This window comes from Bacillus sp. BPN334, from assembly GCF_008368885.1.
In the GTDB taxonomy this organism is placed as follows: domain Bacteria; phylum Bacillota; class Bacilli; order Bacillales; family Bacillaceae_G; genus Bacillus_A; species Bacillus_A wiedmannii.
On the sequence record NZ_QOZW01000012.1, the window covers coordinates 411,156 to 435,177 of the forward strand.

Sequence of the window (24,022 nt, forward strand, 5' to 3'; positions counted from 1 at the left end):
GATTAGTCGAATATTCTGTAATTCTTATATTCCTCTAACAATGTAAGAAACTATCGTCTTTCAACTTCGGTCCACTAATCGTACAACTCTCTTTAGACAAAATAGATGACTATTTTCAAAGTACATATTGTCTTCATTCTGACCAAAAACAACCCTATCTAGATTTTTATTTCCACATAACTTTAAGGCAAAAATAAGCCTTCACAAGGGGATACACTACCTTGGTTAGTATGTATCGTAAAACTTACCTTTATAACCATTCTTTTTTACTAGATATACATGAAAACTATCTCACATATAAAGGTCTGATATCATTCTTTATATCAGTATTTTTTTCGACATTTTTTGTCGAATTGTGTATATTTCCAAATAACTGTGTAAATATACATTTTGTTTTACGTTAAATAATATTACTTTGAACATAATCCAGTTTGTCTGAGAACGCGTATAGAAACGGAGGGATAGCAAAAACAAATAGCTTATAACAAATACTTTTAATATTCCATTTGTTCATGTGGAATAAGTCCCCAATGGACAAATGAATGTTCAGAGGAGGAAAAATGAAAAAACTTTTCAATGTATGTTTAATTGTATTCGTACTATTTTCGCAACTTGCTAGTTTTCCATACAATCAAGTAAAAGCGGAAACCTTAACAGGAGATTCCTTATTTGACACTGTTGAAATGAAAGATGCAACGAATCATATTATTGACGAAGCAAAAAATCCTACCAACTTAATAAAGATAGGATCAACCATTCAATTAGAATACGCTTGGTCAATAAAGGATCAACAAGTTGCACATGCAAATGATACAGCAGTAGTTCAAATACCACTTGCATTAAAAGTATCTAAAGATTTGCAAGGGGATTTAGTAACAGATCAAAAAAATATTGGTCAATATTTTATAACAGCTAAAGATAATAAATTAAAATTAATATTTAATGATCAAGTAGAAAATTTGAAAGACGCTAAAGGAAAAATTAAAGTTGATACCGTGTTTAACTCAACTTTAAAAACTGGAGAAAAATCAGTTCAAATCGCTTTTCCTTTAGGAACAATGGTTCAGCCTATATCAGTTCCTGTTCAGGTAGAAGACTCTAAAGAAGATGGCACCAAACAGGATACTAATAAACAAACGCAAGATCCAGTAGCTAAACCTGTTACTGACAATCCGGAGCAAGATCCAGCAACTAAGCCTGTTACTGATAATCCGGAACAAAACACAGCAACTAAACCTGTTACTGACAATCCGGAACAAAACACAGCAACTAAACCTGTTACTGATAATCCGGAACAAAGCACAGCAACTAAACCTGTTACTGATAATCCAGAACAAAACCCAGCAGCTAAAATTGCTACTGACAATCCAGAACGAAAGCTAGCAAGCGACCCTGCTGAAAATACAAATTCAGGTCCAAAGCAAATAACAACAAACATTTTAACCGGTGTAAAGTTGACGGATAAAGACGGAAAACCATTTACAGAGGATAACCGTCCAAGTACAGATTCCCCTGCCAATATTGAATTTACATGGGAGCTTTTAAAATCAATGAATGTGAAAAGCGGAGATTACTATATCTTTGATCTTCCTAAACATTTTAAGATTTACAATACAATTAACAGTCCTTTATATGATAGTGAAAACAATCAAATTGGTAATTTTACTGTTACAAAAGACGGAAAAGTCACGATGACATTCAACGATTATGTTGAAGAGCATCCAGATGTTGCTGGTAACCTACAATTAAAGACAGAATTTAATAAAGCTGAAATTAAAGGTACAACAACACAAGAAATTCCTTTCCCAATTAAAGATAAGGATGTTTCTATTACAGTTGACTTTAAGCCTAATGTACAAACAGCTACGAATAAAAAAGGGTTACCTGATAGACCAATTAATACAAATGAAATTAATTGGAAAGTAGAGATGAACAAAACGAAAGACACCCTTAAAAATGCTGTTTTTAAAGATAACATCCCACAAGGTACAAGCTTAAATAAAGATTCTATTAAAGTTTATTATTTAGAAGTTGATGTTAATGGGAATGTAACGCGTGGTACAGAAGCTGAGCCAACAGATTACAATATTATTTCATCAGATGGATCCAAATTGGAGATTGCTTTTAAAGATTCTATCAATAGAGCATATCAAATCGAATATGCCACAAAAATTACTGATGAAAATATTAAAAGTTTCCGAAATAACGTTACGATAACGAGTGATAATCAAAAGCAACAAAACGCAAGCTCTACTGTAACGGTTTCTCGTGGTACACACTTAAATAAAACAAGTAAATATGATCCAAAAACGCAAACAATTGAGTGGACAATTACTTACAATGGTGATCAAAGAGAAATCAAAAAAGCAGATGCGATTTTAAAAGATATTTTTGACGATACACACGAACTAGATGCAAATTCTATTGTTGTGAAAAACGCTTCATATAATGAAAAGGGAACGCTTGTAACAGGAGACGCTGTTAATAATTACACTGTAAGTAACAAGAAGAATGGATTCGATTTACAGTTTAATGATGATATTAATAGTGCTTATGTGATTACCTATAAAACCAAGCCAACTAATAAAGTTATAGAAGATGGAAAAGTAAAAAATAAAGTTACAGCTGATAATGATTCAAGTAAAGAAAATGAAGCTAGCTTCAAGCAGCAAAATATTATTAAATCTAATAATAAAGCTGAAACAAATTATAAAGACAAAACAACAACTTGGACAATTATAGTAAATAATAACAACTATCCATTAAACAACGCGATCATTACGGACACCTTTGATCATGGTGGATTACAATTAAAAGATAAAAAACTAGAAATTAAAGACGGAAATTATACCCTTCAAGCTGGGACTGACTATGTTTTAGATGCAACAGATAAAGGCTTCAAAATTACTCTTATAGGTACATATCAGTCTAATATGACAAAGACACTAGTCGTAAAATATACGACAGACTTTGATTATACAAAGCTAGAAAGTGGTAAAACTTCATTTAAAAATACAGGTAACCTATCTTGGATAGATACGGATTCTAAGCCACAATCAAATAAAGTTGAAGCTAATTTCGATCCTGATACTTTCACAAAGGCAAATGGTTATAAATACGGTTCTTATAACGCCCAAACGAAGGAAATTACTTGGATAATAGGCTTTAACTATAATAATGTTGAGATTAAAGATCCTTATGTTATAGACGTAATACAAGATAAACAAAAGTTAGTTCCTGGATCCATTGAAGTGCGCGATATGATTTTAAATGGAAATCCTGATAATGCACAACCTGGTAATGCTGTACCAACTGAGAAATATGAACTTGAAGAACCTACAGAGAAAAATAAAAACACCCTAAAGGTTCATTTCAAACAATCAATTAATTCACCTTACTATATTATCTTTAAAACAAGCCTTGATGGTGAACTTATCCAAGGCACCTACAAAAACGAGGCAGATTTAAAAGATGGCTCTAAAATTGTTAACACCCTTACAGGTGACACTCAAGTAAATAAAGGTGGCAGCTTCGTTACTAAAAAAGCTGTGCAAGACGACAACTATATTAATTGGAGTATCGCAATTAACGAAAGCCAATCAACCATTGCAGATGCGGTTGTAACAGATGACCCAACCGAAAATCAGGTAATTGTAGAAGATTCATTCCACTTATATCCTACAACTGTTGATCCATATGGAAATTTAACAAAAGATACAGTAAACGAATTAAAAGAAGGAACAGACTATAAACTCAAAATAACAACAGACAATAATACTGGAAAGCAACATTTCGAAATTGCCTTCTTGAAAAAAATTGATCGAGCTTATATTTTAGAATATCGCTCACTTATTAATGCAGACGATAAAGAGAAAGTAAGTAATAAAGCGAAAATCACAGGCAATAAGTTGACAGTTAAAAACACAGAAACTACTGAAACGATTGAAGTGAGAATGTCTTCTGGTTCAGGCGGAGGATCTGCTACCAAAGGTCGTGGAAACCTTGAAATTATAAAGGTAGATAACGACAATAAGAACGTACTATTAGCTGGGACAGAATTTACTTTATACGATCGTACAGGTAAAACTGTTATCCGTAAAATTACAACAGACAAAGACGGTATCGCTAAATTTAATAATTTAAAACGCGATAAATATTTATTAAAAGAAACAAAGGCTCCTGAAGGCTATGTAATTAGCTGGGATTTAAAACAAGGGAAAATTGTTGAACTTGGTACACAAGAGACTACAACATATAAACTTGCAAATAAGAAGTTTGTCGGGAAAGTAGTTTTAACAAAATCTGATGACCTGAACAAAAACGCAACACTACAAGGCGCCGTTTTCACACTACTAGATAAAGACAAAAAAGTAATTCCAGAACATGAAGAATTAACAACAAATAATAACGGACAAATTATTATAGATAAACTAAAACCAGGAACTTACTACTTACAAGAAACGAAGGCTCCTGAGCATTATCAATTAGATAGTAAACTTATTCCGTTTACTATCTCTGAAGATCAAACAACAGTAGTAAACCGAACTGCGACAAATATTTTAACTAAAGGATCTGCTCTTTTAACAAAAGTGGATAATTATAATAAAACTTTAGCAGGGGCAGAGTTTACTGTTCAGGATCGCAACGGAAAAAATATTCCTGGATATGAGAAATTAACAACAAATGAACATGGACAAATAGAAGCAAAAGATTTACGTCCGGGTAAATACCAGTTTGTCGAAACAAAAGCTCCTGAGCATTATGAATTAGACAAAACGCCTATTCTATTTGAAATAGAAAAAAGCCAAACTACAGCCGCTTCTATTACAGCAAAAAACGCTTTAATTAAAGGTGGCGTTACGTTAACAAAAGTGGATGATATTGATGGCACTTCCCTTGAAGGTGCGGTATTCAAAATTGTTAACGACAAAAATGAAGATGTCCGTACAAACTTAAAAACAGAAAAAGATGGAACTTTGACCGTTAAAGATTTAGATCCTGGTGATTATCAATTTATTGAAACAACACCACCTAAATACTATGACTTAAATAAAGAACCAATTCCGTTTACAATTGAGAAAAGTCAAACAAGCATTATCTCAATTACTGCAAAAAACAGTTTAACAACAGGTGCTGTTGAGCTATTAAAAGTCGACGAATTTGATAAAAAGACTCTTCTTGCTGGAGCTATGTTCAAAATCGTGAATGATAAGAACGAAGACGTTCGTACAGAATTAACTACCGATACAAACGGAACTGTTAAAGCTTCTGACTTACGTCCAGGCAAATACAAATTTATTGAAACGAAAGCTCCTGAACATTATGAACTGCGATCAACACCAATTGAATTTACAATTGAGAAAGGTCAAAAAACACCGATTGTTATTACAGCTGAAAATGGTCTATTACCAGGCGATGTTGAACTAACAAAACTCGATGATACTGATGGCACTGCACTTATAGGTGCCGTATTCAAAATTGTTAATAACAAAAATGAAGATGTCCGTACAGAATTAGTTACGAATCAGGAAGGTAAAATTATTGCTACTGGTTTACGTCCAGGTAACTATAAATTTATCGAAATGAAAGCTCCTGAGCATTATACCTTAAATAAAACACCGATTGAATTTACAATTAAGGAGAGCCAATCGACTGCTATTAACGTTACAGCTACTAATAGCTTAATAAAAGGCGGTATTGAATTAACAAAAGTTGATTCTGTAAATGCTAAGGAAACCCTTGAAGGTGCAGTATTTAAAATTGTTAATGACAAAGGTGAGGATGTTCGTACGGAACTTACTACTGATAAAGACGGTAAATTAGTAGTACAAGACTTACGTCCGGGTAATTATAAGCTAATCGAGACGAAGGCTCCTACTTATTACGATGTAAATGAAGAGCCAATCGAATTTACGATTGAAAAGAGTCAACAAAAACTCATCCCTATTACTTTCAAAAATAGTTTGACGAAAGGAAAGGTCAAATTAATTAAAGAAGATGACATGGAGAGCGCAAAAGCTCTTGCTGGCGCTGTATTCACATTACAAGACGCAACTGGCAAAGAAATTATGAAAGATTTAACAACAGATGCACACGGAGTATTAGTCATCCCTGATTTAGCACCAGGTGATTATCAATTTATTGAAGTGAAAGCTCCTGAACATTATAAATTAGATCAAACACCTATTAAGTTCACAATTAAAAAAGGTAGTAAGGAAGATCTTCCTATCCCTGTTACTGTAAAAAACAGTTTACTTACAGGTGGCGTCACTTTAACAAAAGTTGATGATGTTGATGGCACTACTCTTGAAGGTGCAGAATTTATAATCGTTGACGCTCATGATACTAAAAAGGTAATTCGCAAAGGTTTAACGACTGATAAAAACGGTAAAATTACTGCTTCTGATTTACGTCCTGGAGACTATCAATTTGTTGAAGTAAAAGCTCCAAAAGACTATACCTTAAGCAAAGAGCCTATTCCGTTCACTATCGAAAAAAGTCAAAAAGAGAATATTACTGTTACTGCTACTAACAGTTTAAAGAAAGGTGCAGTAACATTAACAAAAATCGATGCCATCGATCGTACGATGCTCGAAGGTGCAATCTTTAAGATTGTTGATATGGACGGTAAGGAAGTTCATACGAATCTTGTTACAGATAAAAATGGAAAAATTTCTGTTTCTGATTTACGCCCTGGAGACTATCAGTTCATTGAAACAAAAGCTCCTGAGCACTATGTATTAGAAGAAACACAAATTCCATTTACAATTGAAAGAAGTCAAACGAAAGAGATCAATGTTACAGGTAAAAATGCTTTGAAAAAAGGTAGCGTTGAACTAACAAAGATTGACGATATTGATATAAATACAAAACTTGCTAACGCCGTATTTAATTTATTAGATGCAGACGGAGAGCTAGTTGAAGAAGGCTTAAAAACAAATGATGAAGGTAAAATTGTTGTTGAAAATCTACGTCCTGGTACGTATCAATTCGTTGAAACAATTGCTCCTGAACATTACGATTTAGATAAAACACCGATTGAATTTACAATTAAGAAAAGCCAAACTGAAACTCTTCACGTTACGGCTAAAAACGCTCTAACAAAAGGTGCAGTGGAACTTTCTAAAGTAGATGACATCGATGACACCAAACTTGAAGGCGCAGTATTTAACATTGTTGATATGAAGGGTACTGTAATTCATAAAGGCCTTGTTACAAATGGTAAAGGGAAGATCGAAATTAACGACCTACGTCCTGGTGATTACCAATTCATCGAAACGAAAGCTCCTAAGCATTACGTTTTAGATGAAACACCAATCAATTTCACTATTGAAAAAGGACAGAAAAAAACTATTTCTTTAACTGCTAAAAATAGTTTAAAACAAGGTAGTATCGAATTAATTAAAGTTGATGATTTAAACGATCAAACAAAACTTGCCGATGCTGTGTTTAATTTACTAGATCAAAACGGGAAAGTACTTAAAACGGATTTAAAAACGAACAGTGAAGGAAAAATCATTGTTGAAAACTTACGTCCTGGTACGTATCAATTTGTCGAAACAACGGCTCCTAAACATTATGATTTAGACAAAAAGCCAATTGTAGTTACAGTTGAAAAAAGCCAGAAAGATATTGCTACTATTACTATGAAAAATAGTTTAACAAAAGGCGGCGTGGACCTTACTAAAGTGGACGACGTCGATGGTACTACTCTTGAAGGCGCAGTATTTAACATTGTTGATATGAAGGGTACTGTAATTCGCGAGAAGCTTACTACAAATTCAAGAGGTAAAATTAGCGTTTCTGACTTACGTCCGGGTGATTATCAATTCATCGAGACAACGGCTCCGAAACACTACGATTTAAACAAAGAGCCAATTCCATTCACAATCACAAAGAGCCAAGCTGAGCCTATCTCTGTTACAGCTACAAATAGCTTAACGAAAGGCACTGTGGAGCTTTCTAAAGTGGATGATGTTGATGGTACCGCTCTTAAAGATGCGATATTTAAAATTACTGATATGAATGGTAATGACATTCGCACTGAGCTTACAACAGATGTACATGGAAAAATCTCTGTTCCTGATTTACGTCCAGGGGACTATCAGTTTATTGAAACGAAAGCTCCTGAACATTATAAATTAGACAGTACACCGCTTAAATTTACAATTAAGAAAAGCCAAGCAGAGAAGCTACAAGTCACTGCCACTAACAGCTTAATTGAAGGTGCGGTAGAGTTAATTAAAGTTGATGATATAAATCCAGACACAAAACTTTCTGATGCGGTATTTAACATCATTGATGCGAAAGGTAAAGTTGTTCGCACGGATTTAACTACTGATAAAGACGGGACAGTTTCTGCTTTTAATTTACGTCCAGGAGATTATCAATTCGTTGAAACGAAAGCTCCAAAAGATTATGATTTAAATAAAAAGCCGATTCCTTTCACTATCGAGAAAAGCCAGCCAACTCATATTTCTGTTACTGCTAAAAATGGCTTAACTAAGGGTGGCGTGGAATTAACGAAAGTTGACTCTTTAGATGCGAAAGAAACGCTGGAAGGTGCGGTATTTAAAATTACTGATATGAACGGTAACGACATTCGTACGAATTTAGTTACCAATAAAGACGGAAAAATCATCGCTAAAGACTTACAACCTGGAGACTATCAATTTATTGAAACGAAAGCTCCGAAACATTATGAATTAAATGAAGATCCAATTAAGTTCACAATTGAAAGAAGTCAAACAAAACATGTCTTCGTTACAGCTACTAACAGCTTAACGAAAGGTAGTGTGGAGTTAATTAAAGTTGACGATATTGAAGAAAATACAACACTTGAAGGTGCAGTATTTAAAATTGTTAATAAGGATGGACACGACGTCCGTACTGATTTAACTACTGATAAAAACGGCCGTTTAGTTGTGGATGAATTACCACCAGGAGACTATGAGTTTATCGAAACAAAGGCTCCTAATCACTATGACTTAAACGAAACACCTATTAAGTTCACAGTTAAAAAAGGACAAGAAAAAATCGCTTCCGTTACTGCTACGAATAGCTTAACGAAAGGCGCGGTTGAACTTTCTAAAGTGGATGACGTTGACGGTTCTGTCCTTAAAGATGCAGTATTTAAAATCGTCGATATGAACGGGCACGACGTTCGTTCTAATTTAACTACTGATAAAGATGGAAAAATTTCTGTTTCTGATTTACGTCCTGGGGACTATCAGTTTATTGAAACGAAAGCCCCTACTGGATACGATTTAAGTGCTAAGCCAATTCCTTTCACAATTACGAAAGGACAATCTCAAGTTACTTCTGTTACAGCTTTAAATAGTTTAACAACAGGTTCAATGGAGTTAACTAAAATTGATATTGATCACCATGGAACACTTGAAGGTGCCATTTTCAATATTTTAGATCACGACGGAAAAGTAGTACGAGAAGGTCTACAAACAGACGGGCATGGTAAATTAATCGTAAATGATTTGAAACCTGGTAATTATCAATTAGTGGAAACAAAGGCTCCTACAGGCTATCAATTAAATGCATCACCAATAAACTTTACAATTGAAAAAGCTCAAGCTACACCACTACAAATTACAGTTTCAAATAAAAAAATCGATTCTTCATCAGGTGGAGATGATAAACCGATTACTCCTCCTAATAAAGAAGAGGAAACAGGTAAAGAAACTTCTGAAGAACTAGAAAAAGGAAATCCTGACACACATGGTAAAGAAACTTCCGAAGAACTAGAAAAAGGAAATCCTGACACACATGGTAAAGGAACTTCTGAAGAACTAGAAAAAGAAAACCCTGAAACACAAATAAACAAACAGCAAGATGACCGAAATAAGGGTAAAGAACTTCCAAATACAGGTCACAAAAATGATCCTACTCAAACAGTAGGCATCTTACTTCTACTAGCTGGTTTGTTAAGTATTTTAGCTACAAAACAAAAAAAATATTATTAATAGTTTTTCACACCTAATCAAATGAACATTTGATTAGGTGTTTTTTTATGCAAAAAAGGACGATACATAGAGTATCGTCCTTTTAACGGGGTGAGGCTGCCCAAAAGTACGGAAAACCTTTGAACAGCCTCGTATTTTCATATGGATGCCTTACATATATCACTGATAATAAGTATGAAATGCGGAAACATATTTATCATCACATGATTCAAACATGAGAAAAGAAACCCTATAGGATTCTTTTCTCTACATAATCTAAAGTTTGGGTACACTAGATTCATGCAATGTAGGAGCTTTCCAATCAGAAAGCGAACCTTCATTTAAAATGATAGCATACATATCTCCGTCAAAAATATGCAAATATGCATATAGAGTTTTTTATTTATCAATGTCAGAATATTGAAAAATAAAAAAGATAAAGATAAAATAAAGTCATTATCCGTCTTCTTTTGTCAGTCAGAGAGAATAGAAGAATAGGAGAGGAAAAAATGAAAAAATCTTTGAAACAAAAAATAGTAAGCTCTTTGCTTGCTGTATCACTCGCTGTTAGCTTAGCTCCAATTGGACAAGCCAAAGCTGATTCCACGTCAGAAATCACACAGACTTCACCTATCACAAAACAAGTTGATGCAAGCCGCGCCATCGAACACATCCGTTTCTTATCCGAAACAATTGGTCCTCGCCCTGGTGGGACGAAATCAGAAGAATGGGCTTCTCGCTACGTTGGTATGCAGCTTAAATCAATGGGCTATGAAGTAGAATATCAACCATTTCAAGTGCCGGATCAATACGTTGGATTTATTGAATCACCATTATCCACAAAACGTAATTGGCAAGTCGGCGCTGCCCCTAACGCACTAATTTCTACAGAAGCTGTTACAGCTCCTCTTATCTTTGTTCAAGGTGGAACAAAATTAGAGGATATCCCAAATGAAGTAAACGGAAAAATTGTTCTGTTTGAAAGAGGAATAACAGTCGCAGACTATAATAAACAAGTTGAAAATGCTGTTAGCAAAGGATCAAAAGGTGTCCTTTTATACAGTTTAATTGGCGGACGTGGAAATTATGGACAAACCTTCAATCCCCGCCTAACGAAAAAGCAGTCTATCCCTGTCTTTGGTCTTGCTTATGCGCAAGGAAATGCATTTAAAGAGGAAATCACTAAAAAAGGGACCACTCTTCTTTCTCTAAAAGCGAGACATGAATCTAGCTTAACATCACTTAATGTCATCGCTAAAAAGAAACCAAAAAACAGCACAGGTAATGAAAAAGCTGTCGTTGTAAGTTCGCACTATGATAGTGTCGTTGGAGCACCTGGAGCAAACGATAATGCTTCTGGTACAGGGTTAGTATTAGAACTGGCTCGTGCTTTTCAAAATGTAGAAACTGATAAAGAAATTCGTTTTATTGCTTTCGGTTCTGAAGAGACTGGCTTACTTGGCTCCGATTATTACGTTAATAGTCTATCCCAAAAAGAACGCGATCGAATTTTAGGTGTCTTTAACGCAGACATGGTTGCAACAAATTACGATAAAGCAAAGAATTTATATGCTATGACCCCTAACGGTTCTCCAAACCTTGTAACAGACGCAGCCTTACAAGCAGGTAAACAATTAAATAATGACCTCATACTACAAGGTAAATTCGGCTCTAGTGATCACGTACCATTTGCTGAAGTTGGTATTCCTGCCGCCCTATTTATTTGGATGGGTGTCGATAGTTGGAATCCATTAATCTATCATATTGAGAAGGTATACCATACGCCTCAAGATAATGTGTTAGAAAACATTTCGCCTGAACGTATGAAAATGGCATTAGAAGTTATCGGGACAGGAGTTTATAATACACTTCAAAAATCTGTTGCTCAAACTGAACAGAAAGCTGCTTAATCATTTAAAAGACCACTGATTTTTATCAGTGGTCTTTTATTGAGAAAATATATATATGCATAAAAGCATATTTCCTCCTGCTCATTATCCTATACAATATTAAGTGTAACAAAAATGATTACAACTAATAAGGAGGCCTTTTCTACTATGAAAAAAATGATTTTAGCCAGTGCTTTAACTTTAGCAGGAATTACTGGCGCTACCGCTTTTATTCCTGAAACAAAAGTCGCTGCTGCCACTCAAGAACAAAGCTTTACAAAATTTTATTCTTTGCAAACTGGAAGTAGTTCTGAACAAGAACCTATTTTCCTTCAAAAAGGACAGGAACTAACAATTCAACCTAACAGTAAAACTCCTAGTTACAGTGTTTATGACTCAAATCATAACCTTATTGGACGCTATTCTGATGGTTACGGCCGAATTTTCACTGCAAAAACAGATGGAAATATGTATGTTCAATTTCATGCACCTTTCGTTTACTATAGTCCTGTTAGCTTTTCCGTTACGTATACAATCCAATAAAGTGAAACTTTAATCAGTGGGGGTTTTCTTCATCCACCACTGATTATTAGTTGAACCAATCGGACTTTTATGGGCAGTTGATCCCCCACCTAAATTCTTTGCTTTCGCTGAATTTTGAGGTGGGGGTCTTACTGCCCATTAAAGCGGGATAAAATAAAGGGCCTTTCTCAAGGCCCTTTATTTTATTTCCCAATTCACTTTTACAAAACCATCTTTCACCATTAAACCACTTATATTAAATACATACTTTTCATTTGCTTTTAATGTAGCTTTGAAAGTACCTTTTTTCGATTCACAGATCTCTTTTAATTCTCTTATACCTTCTCCTTGCCTTTCATACAAGCTAAAACATAAACTCCCACGTTTTGCATCTGTCTCATAAGAAAATGTTACTTCTGTATCTTTTGCATACTCAAGTTCAATATCTTTCCCAGCGATATCCCATGATGAAAATTTTGCCTCGTAACTGGTCTCCCCTTTCTTCTCATTTTCTAAATATATATCACCAGCTCTCCACATATCATCTAACGTTTGAACGAAAGCAAAGCCGCTCAGTAATACAAACATCGCACTTGCAAATATGACAACTAATGTTATCTTTTGTTTTTTCATAGCCTTCATCGTATGTTGTCCTTCTATTTTCTTGGTACTTCTTCTTATCATATATAACAAAACTCCAATAAAAAATGGCAATACAATCGCTATAACACTCCACCACTTACTTATTCCACGCGTTTTCGCATCTGTATACACCCATGATGCTACACATACTAAAAGTGCTATAAAAGTCAAAAGCATTGTAATCCCAGCTATCTCAAATACTACAAATGGATTAGCGAACTCTATCATGTAATTTATACTCCTTCTTTAAAAATGACTGTATGACAACATATATAGGAACGTATAGATGCATCATAATCACACTTGCTATCAACATAGGGACTTTATGATTCAAATGAGTGACAAACTGCTCCATAACAACTGTTAATAAAATAATCCAAATAACATGAATACAAATAACCCATCTCTTCTCTAATTTTCGAGCATTTCGTACGCTCTGTTTCGTATTATTTATCAGCTCTTCGCTTGGAATCGTGTCTTCAGCTAAGCTGCTCCTTATCTTCTGATCAAACTTATCTTCTGTCATAAACGAACCCCTCCAAATGTTCCCGCATTTGCTTCTTCGCATAATTAAGGCGGTATTTCACCGTACCAATCGGTATATTTAATATTTCGCTCATTTCTTTATAAGAGTATTGTTCATAATAGTAGAGTACGAGCACGGTTTTATATTTTTCATTCAATAGCTGTATAACTTCCCGTATCATTTCCACTTCCACTTTTTGAATAAATTCTTCTGATATATTCACTTCATCTGCGAAATCTATTTCTCTCCCATCCTCTTTATGAAATAAATCCAATACGCGATCTTTCCACCTTTTCTTCTTACGATAAAAGTCATAAAATGTACGAACACAAATTGTAGTAATCCATTTTTTATAATTTTCCACACAAGAAAGTTGGTGCCTAGAGGAAAAAACTTTTATCCAAGTCTCTTGAAAAATATCTTCTGCATCTTCTTTCGTTTTCGCTAATTTATAGCATAAGGAATATATTTGCTGCTTATATATATCAATTAATTCTTCTACCTTTTCTTCCATCTTAAACCTCCTGTCATTTATATAAGACGACGCAATTTCTCCCTTTGTTTGATAAAATTTTATTTTTTTATTATCTCCATACAAAAAGGCAATCACAACATCGTGTGATTGCCTTTTACTGAAAACGAAAAATCGGCTAGAATACTCGGTGGCTTCGCGCCTTCCTCCGAGGTAAAGTACGCCTCTCTGTCAGGAGCTCCATCCCCCTCCTATTCTGAACGAGTCGCTTCCGCTTTTCTTTATTACATTTTTTCTGGTGCAGATACTCCTACGATTGCTAATGCATTTTGAAGTGTAGTGCGTACTGCTTTCATTAACTCATAGCGAGCTTTACTTAATTCTAAGTTATCTTGGTTTAATACTTTTTCTGCATTGTAGAAGCTGTGTAATGCTGCTGCTAATTCAAATGCATAGCTTGTAATGCGGTGTGGCAGACGTTTTTGTGCTGCATCCGCAACTACAGCTGGGAATTCACCAAGTTTTTTCAGTAACTCTACTTCTTTCTCCGAAGTAACAAGCTTGTAATTCACGTCTCCGCCTGCAGCTAATCCTAACTCTTCACCTTGACGAAGGATACTGCATACGCGAGCATGAGCATACTGTGCATAGTATACTGGATTTTCATTAGATTTTGATACGGCTAAGTCCATATCAAAGTCTAAATGAGAATCACCGCTACGCATTGCGAAGAAGTAACGCATTGCGTCCACGCCTACTTCTTCCATAAGCTCACGAAGTGTAACTGCTTTACCTGTACGCTTACTCATCTTCATTTTTTCACCATTTTGGTACAGTTGTACCATTTGGATGATTTCTACTTCAAGTGTTTCTTTATCGTAACCAAGTGCTTGAATAGCAGCTTTCATACGAGGAATGTAACCGTGGTGATCAGCACCCCAAATGTTGATTAACTTATCGAAACCACGCTCTAATTTATCACGGTGGTAAGCGATATCTGGCGTTAAGTATGTGTAAGAACCGTCGTTTTTAATTAATACACGGTTTTTGTCGTCACCGTAAGTCATAGAACGGAACCAAGTTGCACCGCCTTCTTCAAAGATCTCGTCACGCTCTTTTAATACTGCAAGTGCAGCATCGATTTTTCCGTTTTTATATAATGATGTTTCTGAGAACCATACATCGAATTTAACACGGAAGCTTTCTAAGTCTTTTTGAAGTTTTGCTAACTCATATTTTAAACCGTATGAACGATAGAACTCATAGCTTTCTTCAGCATCAGCTTTTGCATAACGATCGCCAAACTCTTCAGCTAAACGCTTACCGATTCCAATGATGTCCGCACCATGGTATCCGTCTTCTGGCATTTCTTTCTCTAGGCCTAAAGCTTGCATGTAACGAGCTTCAACAGAAAGAGCTAAGTTATGAATTTGGTTACCAGCGTCATTAATGTAGTATTCACGAGATACATCGTATCCTGCTTTTGCTAATACGTTACATAAAGTGTCACCTACTGCCGCACCACGTGCATGTCCTAAGTGAAGGTCACCTGTTGGATTCGCAGATACGAACTCAATTTGTACTTTTTCACCTTTACCAGTATTCGTTTCACCGTAAGCTTCGCCAGCGTTAACGATTGTTGGGATTAAGTCTGTTAAATAGCTATTATCCATGTAGAAGTTAATGAAACCAGGTCCTGCGATTTCAATTTTTTCAATAGAAGCTTTTGCTTTATCGAAGTTTGCAACTAATTCTTCTGCAATCATACGAGGTGCTTTTTTCGCAACACGTGCAAGTTGCATTGCCATATTTGTAGAGAAGTCACCATTTGTTTTATCTTTTGGAGATTCTAATACAACGTTTGGAATCTGTTCTTCTGTCGCTAATTCTGCCTTTAATACAGCAGCTTGAATTTCTTCTTTAATTAATCCTTTTACTTGTTCTAAAGAATTCATTATTTTGCCTCCTTCAAATTAAGTGTAATTGTATATCTGCCAGCTTCTTGTTCACTTAGAAGCAATGCGTACGTTAAGAAGAGTTGTCCTTTTTTCTTTTCATCCGACCATTTAAAAAGAACGTTATCAGTTTTCGTTTGCAATGCAAACGTACCAAGTTCACTCGTATACGTACCAGTTGTCCATTCACCTTTCACATGCGTTTGACGCATTGAAACAGCACCTGAACGCATAATGAGAACTTGTTCACCTTGAATTTTAATAATTGTTTTCACTTCGCCCTGTTCGTTCGGCTCTTGGAATGTTACATATGTACCTTGACCTTTTACATAGTATTGACCATTTGCTTCAAAAGCAACGGTTTCCTTCCTCGCCCCTTCACGGATTTCTGTTACGAAATGAACGTGTACCGGCAAGCCTGCAAGTTGTTTCTCCACGTCTTGCACACCTTTCAAATGTTATAGATATTAAATACTACTTATAATAAATCACTTTTCCTATCATATCAAAAAAAACCTCTGTCTGTCTGCTGAAAAATCAGGAAAACTCTATTTCAAAAAATAATTCACTTCCACTTTATTTCATATGATAAAATGTTTTTTAAATCTAAATATTCTTTCATTTAAAGAGGTGAGTTATGTGCTACCGACAAAATTGAAAAAAGGTGATGAAATTAGAGTTATTTCACCCTCTTGTAGTTTAAGTATTGTCTCAAATACGAACCAAGAGCTTGCAATAAAAAGATTAACCGACATGGGCTTTCAAGTTACATTCTCAACATATGCTGATGAGATCGATCGATTTGCTTCCTCTTCTATTTCTTCACGTGTTCAAGATCTTCATGATGCATTTAGAGACCCTAATGTAAAAGCCGTTTTGACGACACTTGGCGGATATAACTCTAATGGTTTATTGAAACATCTCGATTATGACTTAATTCGAGAAAACCCGAAGTTTTTCTGTGGCTATTCTGATATTACCGCTTTAAATAATGCAATTTACACAAAAACAGGACTTGTTACATATTCAGGCCCCCATTTCTCTTCATTTGGAATGGAGAAAGGTCTCGAATATACGACTGATTATTTTTTAAAATGCTTAACTTCTAATGAACCTATTGAAGTCCTGCCATCTGAAACATGGAGCGATGATTCTTGGTACATCGATCAAGAAAATCGAGAATTTATTAAAAATGAAGGTTATGTTTCGATTCATGAAGGCGAAGCAACTGGAGAGATTATCGGTGGTAATATGAGCACATTGAATTTACTACAAGGTACACCATATATGCCAAACTTACAGGATAAAATATTATTTCTTGAGGAGGATAGTTTAACTGGAAAAGCTACCCTTAACACTTTTGATCGTTATTTACATTCTCTTATGCAGCAACCTAACTTTGAACATATAAAAGGCATCGTCATAGGAAAGATGCAAAAAGGTGCACAATGTACGATAGAAGACATTCAAGAAATGATCGCTTCAAAACCTGAACTTGCACATACCCCTATCATTGCAAACGCAAGTTTCGGGCATACAACCCCGATTTTCACTTTCCCAATTGGTGGACGTGCAAAAATCATTTCTAACAAAGAAAAGACATCGATCACCATTTTAACGCACCATAAAAGGAGCGAATGAGTCGCTCCTTTTATGGTTTTTCTATTTTCTCCAATGCTTTTTGCGGAATTGATTCTTTTGAGATTTCAGCCCATCCTTTTCCTTGCGTACCTTTTGCATAAATTTTTATAAATTCCCCCGTATGCAATTCACGGTTCATCATTCTTTTCACAACTTGTAACTTTCCGTCTTCTGTATACCCTTTAAATGTATACAAGTATTCACCGGCTTTTTTCTCACCTTTATCTATAACCGCATAATAATCTTGTATTTCTTTATTTGAAAAGAAGTTGTCTACAAAAGCATGTACACCTTCTGTTTTTGTGTTTAAATAATATGCTGTTCCCCCTAAAATAATGGCGAACACAGCTAAAACTTTAATTACCAATTTCATAAATGCGCCTCCTGTTTGCACTTCTTTCTCACTAACCTTATGTCTATACATGTATTATACGAAAAACAACATACTATACTCTATCGAAACGCCTTACACTTTCCTTACATTATTGTAAGAGTTTTTCCCTTTATAGCAAATTCCCATCAAAAAAATTTTCCGTTTACCAAACTTTTATATTATTATTGAATGATACGAATTTTTATTACAAAAATCAAAGGAGACAGTTTTCAAATGGCTATCTTGCAAGGTTTAGCACTATTACTTGTTGTACTTTGTCTATTTACACTTTTTAGTTACCGTGCTCCTTACGGCATGAAAGCAATGGGTGCTTTAGCTAATGCAGCAATCGCAAGTTTTCTTATTGAAGCATTTCACCGTTATATCGGTGGAGAAATGTTTCATAATGACTTTTTACAATCAGTAGGAGAAGCTTCTGGTAGTATGAGCGGTGTCGCAGCGGCAATTTTAGTCGCATTAGCAATCGGTGTTTCACCCGTATATGCTGTTTTAATCGGTATCGCTACTAGTGGATTCGGTATTTTACCAGGATTTTTCGCTGGATACATTTGCGCTTTCGTCGTGAAATTTCTCGAAAAGAAATTACCGGCTGGTGTAGAATTCTTAGCAATTTTATTTATTGCTGCACCAATCTCGCGCGGCATGGCCATGCTTATGGATCCGCTCGTGAACGCAACACTCGGTAAAATCGGTTCTATGATTTCAGTTGCAACTACAGAAAGTCCTATCATTATGGGTATTATGCTTGGTGGATTAATAACAGTTATTTCTACCTCTCCATTAAGTTCTATGGCACTAACTGCAATGCTTGGATTAACAGGTTTACCAATGGCAATTGGTAGTCTTGCCGTAGCAGCCTCAGCCCCAATGAACTTTATTTTCTTTAAACGACTAAAGATTTGTTCAAAGAAAGATACAATTGCTGTAGCAATCGAGCCTTTAACACAAGCCGATGTTGTTTCAGCAAATCCAATTCCAATTTATGCGACAAACTTCGTTGGCGGTGCGCTTGCTGGTATTATTACATCTCTGTTCCAGCTCGTTAATAATGCGCCAGGAACAGCATCACCAATCCCAGGACTTCTTGTCTTATTCGGATTTAATGACGTTGTAAAAGTAACAATTGCTGCTGTATTATGTGGAATCGTTACCACTATTGTTGGATACATCGGATCAATCGTATTCCGCAAATATCCAATTCGTTCTGCTGATGAAATTCGCGGCATTACTTCGGAAGAGAAGGTTGCATAAGAAAAAGAGCTATTCTCAAACGATGAGAATAGCTCTTTTTTTATCCAGTTACGCCTCCTAGACCCTTGCGTCTAAGAACCTTATTCACCGGATCTAAACAGTCGGCTTCACTTTTACTTCACCCAACCGAGCAGCATTTCCCGCACGAATTTGCTTGCTGCGACTGGTGTTTGATCACTATGGTCGTAGACAGGAGCTACTTCTACTAAGTCTGCTCCAACTACATTTATATTTGAATTTGCAATTGCCACGATGGAATCTAATAATTCTTTAGATGTGATACCTCCAGCTTCTAACGTTCCTGTTCCTGGAGCGTGAGCTGGGTCTAATACGTCAATGTCGATTGTGACATAAACTGGGCGTCCTGCAAGTTTCGGTAATACTTCTTTTAACGGTTCTAATACGTCAAATTTATATAAGTTCATACCTACTTCTTTTGCCCATTCGAATTCTTCCTTCATTCCAGAACGAATACCGAAAGAATATACGTTTTCCGGACCAATTAAATCGCACACTTTACGAATAGGTGTAGAGTGCGATAAAGGCTCCCCTTCATACGATTCACGTAAATCAGTATGAGCATCCATATGGATGATTGCTAAATCCGGATATTTTTTTGCCATTGCCTTAAAAATTGGCCAAGACACTAAGTGCTCACCGCCGAGACCTAGTGGAAACTTATCGGCATCTAAAAGTTTTGATACATACTCTTCAATCATGTCTATGCTACGCTGTGGATTTCCAAATGGTAATGGAATATCACCCGCATCAAAATATTTTACCTCTTCTAGTTCACGATCTAAATATGGGCTATATTCTTCAAGACCAATTGATACTTCACGAATACGTGCAGGGCCAAAACGAGAACCTGGACGGTAGCTTACTGTCCAATCCATTGGCATCCCGTAAATAACTGCCTCTGACTCTTCAAAACTTGGATGACTTTTAATAAATACTTTACCTGAATAAGCTTCATCAAAACGCATACTCTTTTCCTCCTTATGTGGAACTTAAGGTATCCCAACCTTTCATTATTTCTCAAATTTGGAGCGAGCTGCTCCTCTTTCTCGATTTACCGGTGTCTTCTTTTTTAACAATAAGAAGACGATTTTCTTTACAGGAGTGTAAGTAGCTAGCATGTTCAAGTCTTCTGGACAAACACCTTAAATGAGCTACCTACACTTTATTTGTTCAAACTCGATTTCTTACTTAATTAAATCGCCAACAAATTTCGGTAATGCGAATGCTGCATTGTGTAATTCTTTTGTGTAGTATTTCGTTTCGATTTCGTGGAAACGCTCTTCACTTACTTCTAGTGGATCATGTTGTTTAGATCCGATTGTGAATGTCCAAAGTCCACTTGGGTAAGTTGGAATGTTCGCTGTGTATAAACGAGTAATTGGGAAGATTTCTTTTACGTCTTTAAACACAGTTGTAATTAGTTCTGGTGTGAACCAAGGGTTGTCCGTTTGTGCAACGAAAATACCATCTTCTTTTAACGCTTTTGAAATTCCAGCGTAGAAGCCTTTTGTAAATAGGTTTACTGCTGGTCCTACTGGCTCAGTAGAATCTACCATAATTACGTCATATTCATTTTCGCTTTCTGCGATGTGTAGGAAACCGTCTCCTACTTTTACTTCTACACGCTCATTATCTAATGCACCTGCAATTGATGGTAAGTATTGTTTAGAGTACTCAATTACTTTTCCATCGATTTCAACAAGAGTTGCTTTCTTTACGCTTGGGTGTTTTAACACTTCACGAATAACACCACCATCGCCACCACCTACAACTAATACGTTTTCAGGGTTTGGATGTGTAAATAAAGGTACGTGCGCTACCATTTCATGATAAACGAACTCATCTTTTTCTGTTGTCATAACCATGCCATCTAAAATAAGCATGTTTCCGAACTCTTCCGTTTCAACCATATCAAGTTTTTGGAATTCTGTTTGCTCCGTATGTAATGTGCGGTTAATACGCGCCGTAATCCCAAAATGTTTTGTTTGTTTTTCAGTGAACCATAGTTCCATCGTACAATCACGCCTTTCAATGCAAATTTATAATAGGGACATCATTAATGTCCCCTAACAAAAATAAAACAAAACATCCAAAAAGTATAGTTAAAAGTACAAAAATACCGAAAATATATTTTAGTCAGAGGGTTCTAACATATATACGAAAAGGGATTGCCCTGTAATAGGAAAGAAAACCCTTTCTTAAGAAAGGGCTTTTCTCTCTACTTCTACCGGTTTTCGAACCGGAATTAAAATCATTACACAACCGACTAACACAACAATTCCACCGACTAAAAACGGACTTTGTGGTGAAACAGTGTGGCCGATGATTCCTGATAAGATTGGAGCAATTGCGCCACCCAACCAACGAATGAAGTTATAAACACCTGATGTAACAGATCTTTCATAAGGTGAAATATCCATTACATAACTTGTAAATAATGCATTATTTAATCCAGATGCTAATCCTGATAGAACAATTAATACAATTTGTAACCACATAACTTTCACGAAGAATAGCGCGATTAAGAAAAGCGCAAATACGAGTAAACTGCCTTTCAACAATGCTTTCGGCTCATATTTACCTTCCAGCTTATGAGCTAAAATTGCTGAACCGTAAGCTAACGCTAATCCCCATCCGCAAAATACAAACCCTAATTGAATAGCAGATAAATGCATAATAAGTGGTGAATATGCCAATACAACGAAAAATCCGTAGTAGTATAACATTCCTGAAATCGCACCTTGCATAAACGGTTTATATTTCACTAGGTTAAGTAATTCTCCTACGCCTGCCGCTTTACGCTTCACTTTTCGCTCCGGTTCTTTTACAAAAAAGAAAACTAAAATAAATGCTAAGAAAATTAAAATACTCGTCGCAAAAAATGGGTAACGCCAAGAATGTCCACCTAATATACCGCCTAATAACGGTCCGCCTGCCATCCCTAAACCGATAGCTGCTTCATATAACCCTACCGCTTCATGAACTTCTTTACTTAATGCAATCAATAATGTCATCGCCGTTGCAAAGAACATCGCATTTCCTAATCCCCATCCAGCGCGGAAAAGAGATAATTGAGCAATCGTTTGCGATATACCGCATATAAACGCAAATACAGTCACGATCGCAAGACCGATCGTCATCATTCGTTTATCACCAAATCTCGATGCGAATATTCCAGCTGGTAACATCATAATTGCCATCGTTAAAATATATGCTGTAAATAACATCTCTACTTGCCAATGCGATGCACCAATTTGCTCAGCGATGCTTGGCAAGATTGGATCGACTACCCCTATACCCGAAAAGGCAAGAAAGGTAGCCACCACTGTAATCAATCTCCCTAGTTTTTGTTTGCTCTCCATTTTGATTACTCTCCTTTTGTATTCTCTAAAAATGTCGCTGCGCGATGTAAACTATCCTCGAGTTCCGCCTTTACGCGCTGCATTTGCTCCATTTTCTCGTCTAGCGTTTGCACTTGTTTTTCAAGCATCTCTTTAATTTCTTGAATCACTTCGCGGTCACGAGGGTTCTCACTATTTCTTCTTTGCTCCATTCGTTCTTTTAACGATAAGAAATGTTGCATTTCTTGAAGCGTAATTCCTAACACTTCTTTCGCTTCCACAATTCTTTTAATTCTGGCGATATCCTCGTCTGTATACAGGCGAATGTTCCCCTCACTACGTTCAGGGGGATGAATTAAACCAATTTCCTCATAATAACGAAGTGTACGTTTTGTTAAACCAACTTGCTTTGTGACTTCATCAATTTTATACATGTTTATTCCTCCCTTCACTCAATTATTACATTTTACGTTAACGTTAACTTTTGTGCAACTGTTAGACTTTTGTAAATGTTTTTCCCATTCAATTGTATTTTTCCAAAAGCAGTTTCATAATGAAAGAAAAGAAACGATAAGGAGATTTCCCTATGAATAAACCACTTATTTTCGCCCACCGCGGGGTAAAAGGAACACATCCTGAAAATACGATGATTGCTTTCCAAGAAGCCGAACGCATTGGAGCCCATGGCATCGAGCTTGATGTCCACCTATCAAAAGATGGTGAACTTGTCGTGATTCACGATGAAACAGTAGATCGCACAACAAATGGTATCGGTCTTGTTTCTGAAAAAACGGTAGCGGAATTACAAGCTTTAGATGCTGGCAGCCATAAAGACCCTTCTTTCCATGAAGCAAAAATCCCAACGTTACGCGAAGTATTCATTTGGCTATCTACAACAAAGTTACAGCTCAACATTGAGTTAAAAACAGATGTCATTCACTATCCAACTATTGAAGAAAAAGCTATCGCTCTCGTTCGTGAATATCATCTATCTAATCAAATTGTATTCTCATCATTTAACCACGACTCTATTTCATTATTAGCAGAAATAGCTCCTGAAATCCCAAGAGCAATTTTATATGACACACCACTTGCTGATCCGATTGCTGAAGCAAAAAATAGAAACGCAACTGGTTTACACCCAAACTTTCAATTATTAACAAAAGAATTTGTCCAATTTGCACAAAATCAAGGGTACGCTTTCCGCCCTTATACAATTAACGAATACAAAGATTTACAAATTATGATTGACTATGGCGTAGATGTTATTATTACCGATTGGCCAGCACGTGCCTTTGAGCTCCTTTCTTAATTGAAGGAGCTTTTTGTTTTCGAAATTTCATTGTTTAAAATAACCGAAAACCCTCAATACTAATACAATAATGTTTGTATTAGTATTGAGGGGCTGAAAA

The 24,022-nt window shown here is 35.8% G+C and carries 16 protein-coding genes; 6 read left to right on the forward strand and 10 right to left on the reverse strand.

What is annotated here, in order from left to right; translation table 11 throughout:
* Positions 1 to 560: 560 nt before the first annotated feature.
* From DN393_RS19865 to DN393_RS19875, 3 genes are all read left to right on the forward strand, one after another.
* Positions 561 to 9,977 carry a SpaA isopeptide-forming pilin-related protein gene (locus DN393_RS19865; protein ID WP_149173789.1) on the forward strand — a complete coding sequence of 3,139 codons (9,417 nt, stop codon included), beginning with the start codon at positions 561 to 563 and terminating at the stop codon, positions 9,975 to 9,977.
* A gap of 488 nt (positions 9,978 to 10,465) precedes the next feature.
* Positions 10,466 to 11,866 (forward strand): M28 family metallopeptidase, encoded by a 1,401-nt coding sequence (locus tag DN393_RS19870; RefSeq protein WP_149173790.1) that lies wholly within the window; start codon positions 10,466 to 10,468, stop codon positions 11,864 to 11,866.
* Positions 11,867 to 12,013: 147 nt separating this feature from the next.
* Positions 12,014 to 12,388: a hypothetical protein gene (locus tag DN393_RS19875; RefSeq protein WP_000738235.1), complete on the forward strand. Its 375-nt coding sequence runs from the start codon at positions 12,014 to 12,016 to the stop codon at positions 12,386 to 12,388.
* 177 nt (positions 12,389 to 12,565) lie between these two features.
* Here the strand turns inward: DN393_RS19875 and DN393_RS19880 are convergent, their stop codons facing one another.
* The 5 genes from DN393_RS19880 to DN393_RS19900 form a co-directional block, all read right to left on the reverse strand.
* On the reverse strand, positions 12,566 to 13,237 hold the full coding sequence (locus DN393_RS19880; RefSeq protein ID WP_064476083.1) for an ABA4-like family protein: 672 nt from the start codon (positions 13,235 to 13,237) through the stop codon (positions 12,566 to 12,568).
* Positions 13,221 to 13,535: a hypothetical protein gene (locus tag DN393_RS19885; RefSeq protein WP_064476082.1), complete on the reverse strand. Its 315-nt coding sequence runs from the start codon at positions 13,533 to 13,535 to the stop codon at positions 13,221 to 13,223. The genes DN393_RS19880 and DN393_RS19885 overlap by 17 nt, the downstream gene beginning before the upstream one ends.
* Positions 13,522 to 14,049, reverse strand: coding sequence for an RNA polymerase sigma factor (locus DN393_RS19890; RefSeq protein WP_064476081.1), 528 nt, complete (start codon positions 14,047 to 14,049; stop codon positions 13,522 to 13,524). Before DN393_RS19890 ends, DN393_RS19885 begins: the two co-directional genes overlap by 14 nt.
* Positions 14,050 to 14,291: 242 nt before the next feature.
* On the reverse strand, positions 14,292 to 15,962 hold the full coding sequence (gene argS, locus DN393_RS19895; protein ID WP_001086442.1) for an arginine--tRNA ligase: 1,671 nt from the start codon (positions 15,960 to 15,962) through the stop codon (positions 14,292 to 14,294).
* Complete coding sequence (locus tag DN393_RS19900) at positions 15,962 to 16,399, reverse strand: YwiB family protein (protein ID WP_000414871.1); 438 nt, start codon at positions 16,397 to 16,399, stop codon at positions 15,962 to 15,964. The genes argS and DN393_RS19900 overlap by 1 nt, the downstream gene beginning before the upstream one ends.
* A 202-nt stretch (positions 16,400 to 16,601) precedes the next feature.
* Between DN393_RS19900 and DN393_RS19905 the strand changes: the two genes are divergently transcribed.
* Positions 16,602 to 17,603 carry a S66 family peptidase gene (locus DN393_RS19905; protein WP_064476079.1) on the forward strand — a complete coding sequence of 334 codons (1,002 nt, stop codon included), beginning with the start codon at positions 16,602 to 16,604 and terminating at the stop codon, positions 17,601 to 17,603.
* A 10-nt stretch (positions 17,604 to 17,613) separates the two neighbouring features.
* On the opposite strand, the gene DN393_RS19910 is transcribed toward DN393_RS19905, so the two are convergent.
* A complete protein-coding gene (locus DN393_RS19910; RefSeq protein WP_064476078.1) occupies positions 17,614 to 17,976 on the reverse strand; it encodes a YxeA family protein in 363 nt (120 codons plus the stop codon).
* Positions 17,977 to 18,210: 234 nt separating this feature from the next.
* Between DN393_RS19910 and DN393_RS19915 the strand changes: the two genes are divergently transcribed.
* Entirely contained in the window at positions 18,211 to 19,248 is a 1,038-nt protein-coding gene (locus DN393_RS19915; RefSeq protein ID WP_064476077.1) for a PTS sugar transporter subunit IIC, read from the forward strand.
* A gap of 113 nt (positions 19,249 to 19,361) precedes the next feature.
* Here the strand turns inward: DN393_RS19915 and speB are convergent, their stop codons facing one another.
* The 4 genes from speB to DN393_RS19935 all read right to left on the reverse strand — a co-directional run bounded on the left by speB (position 19,362) and on the right by DN393_RS19935 (position 23,044).
* The gene (speB, locus tag DN393_RS19920; RefSeq protein ID WP_001209823.1) at positions 19,362 to 20,234 is read right to left on the reverse strand and encodes an agmatinase; all 873 of its coding nucleotides are present in this window, start codon (positions 20,232 to 20,234) and stop codon (positions 19,362 to 19,364) included.
* Positions 20,235 to 20,453: 219 nt separating this feature from the next.
* Positions 20,454 to 21,281, reverse strand: coding sequence for a polyamine aminopropyltransferase (gene speE / locus DN393_RS19925; protein WP_064476076.1), 828 nt, complete (start codon positions 21,279 to 21,281; stop codon positions 20,454 to 20,456).
* A gap of 186 nt (positions 21,282 to 21,467) precedes the next feature.
* Entirely contained in the window at positions 21,468 to 22,631 is a 1,164-nt protein-coding gene (locus DN393_RS19930) for an MFS transporter (protein WP_149173791.1), read from the reverse strand.
* A 5-nt stretch (positions 22,632 to 22,636) separates the two neighbouring features.
* Positions 22,637 to 23,044: a MerR family transcriptional regulator gene (locus DN393_RS19935; RefSeq protein WP_061680054.1), complete on the reverse strand. Its 408-nt coding sequence runs from the start codon at positions 23,042 to 23,044 to the stop codon at positions 22,637 to 22,639.
* Positions 23,045 to 23,196: 152 nt separating this feature from the next.
* Between DN393_RS19935 and DN393_RS19940 the strand changes: the two genes are divergently transcribed.
* Positions 23,197 to 23,922 (forward strand): glycerophosphodiester phosphodiesterase, encoded by a 726-nt coding sequence (locus DN393_RS19940; protein ID WP_088047727.1) that lies wholly within the window; start codon positions 23,197 to 23,199, stop codon positions 23,920 to 23,922.
* Positions 23,923 to 24,022: the final 100 nt, after the last annotated feature.

What these genes read in the sequence shown, in the direction of transcription:
- DN393_RS19865 (WP_149173789.1), top strand. Translation starts at nt 561, where the DNA reads ATGAAAAAACTTTTCAATGTATGTTTAATTGTATTCGTACTATTTTCG.
- DN393_RS19870 (WP_149173790.1), top strand. Translation starts at nt 10,466, where the DNA reads ATGAAAAAATCTTTGAAACAAAAAATAGTAAGCTCTTTGCTTGCTGTA.
- DN393_RS19875 (WP_000738235.1), top strand. Translation starts at nt 12,014, where the DNA reads ATGAAAAAAATGATTTTAGCCAGTGCTTTAACTTTAGCAGGAATTACT.
- DN393_RS19880 (WP_064476083.1), bottom strand. Translation starts at nt 13,237, where the DNA reads ATGATAGAGTTCGCTAATCCATTTGTAGTATTTGAGATAGCTGGGATT.
- DN393_RS19885 (WP_064476082.1), bottom strand. Translation starts at nt 13,535, where the DNA reads ATGACAGAAGATAAGTTTGATCAGAAGATAAGGAGCAGCTTAGCTGAA.
- DN393_RS19890 (WP_064476081.1), bottom strand. Translation starts at nt 14,049, where the DNA reads ATGGAAGAAAAGGTAGAAGAATTAATTGATATATATAAGCAGCAAATA.
- argS (WP_001086442.1), bottom strand. Translation starts at nt 15,962, where the DNA reads ATGAATTCTTTAGAACAAGTAAAAGGATTAATTAAAGAAGAAATTCAA.
- DN393_RS19910 (WP_064476078.1), bottom strand. Translation starts at nt 17,976, where the DNA reads ATGAAATTGGTAATTAAAGTTTTAGCTGTGTTCGCCATTATTTTAGGG.
- DN393_RS19915 (WP_064476077.1), top strand. Translation starts at nt 18,211, where the DNA reads ATGGCTATCTTGCAAGGTTTAGCACTATTACTTGTTGTACTTTGTCTA.
- speB (WP_001209823.1), bottom strand. Translation starts at nt 20,234, where the DNA reads ATGCGTTTTGATGAAGCTTATTCAGGTAAAGTATTTATTAAAAGTCAT.
- speE (WP_064476076.1), bottom strand. Translation starts at nt 21,281, where the DNA reads ATGGAACTATGGTTCACTGAAAAACAAACAAAACATTTTGGGATTACG.
- DN393_RS19930 (WP_149173791.1), bottom strand. Translation starts at nt 22,631, where the DNA reads ATGGAGAGCAAACAAAAACTAGGGAGATTGATTACAGTGGTGGCTACC.
- DN393_RS19935 (WP_061680054.1), bottom strand. Translation starts at nt 23,044, where the DNA reads ATGTATAAAATTGATGAAGTCACAAAGCAAGTTGGTTTAACAAAACGT.
- DN393_RS19940 (WP_088047727.1), top strand. Translation starts at nt 23,197, where the DNA reads ATGAATAAACCACTTATTTTCGCCCACCGCGGGGTAAAAGGAACACAT.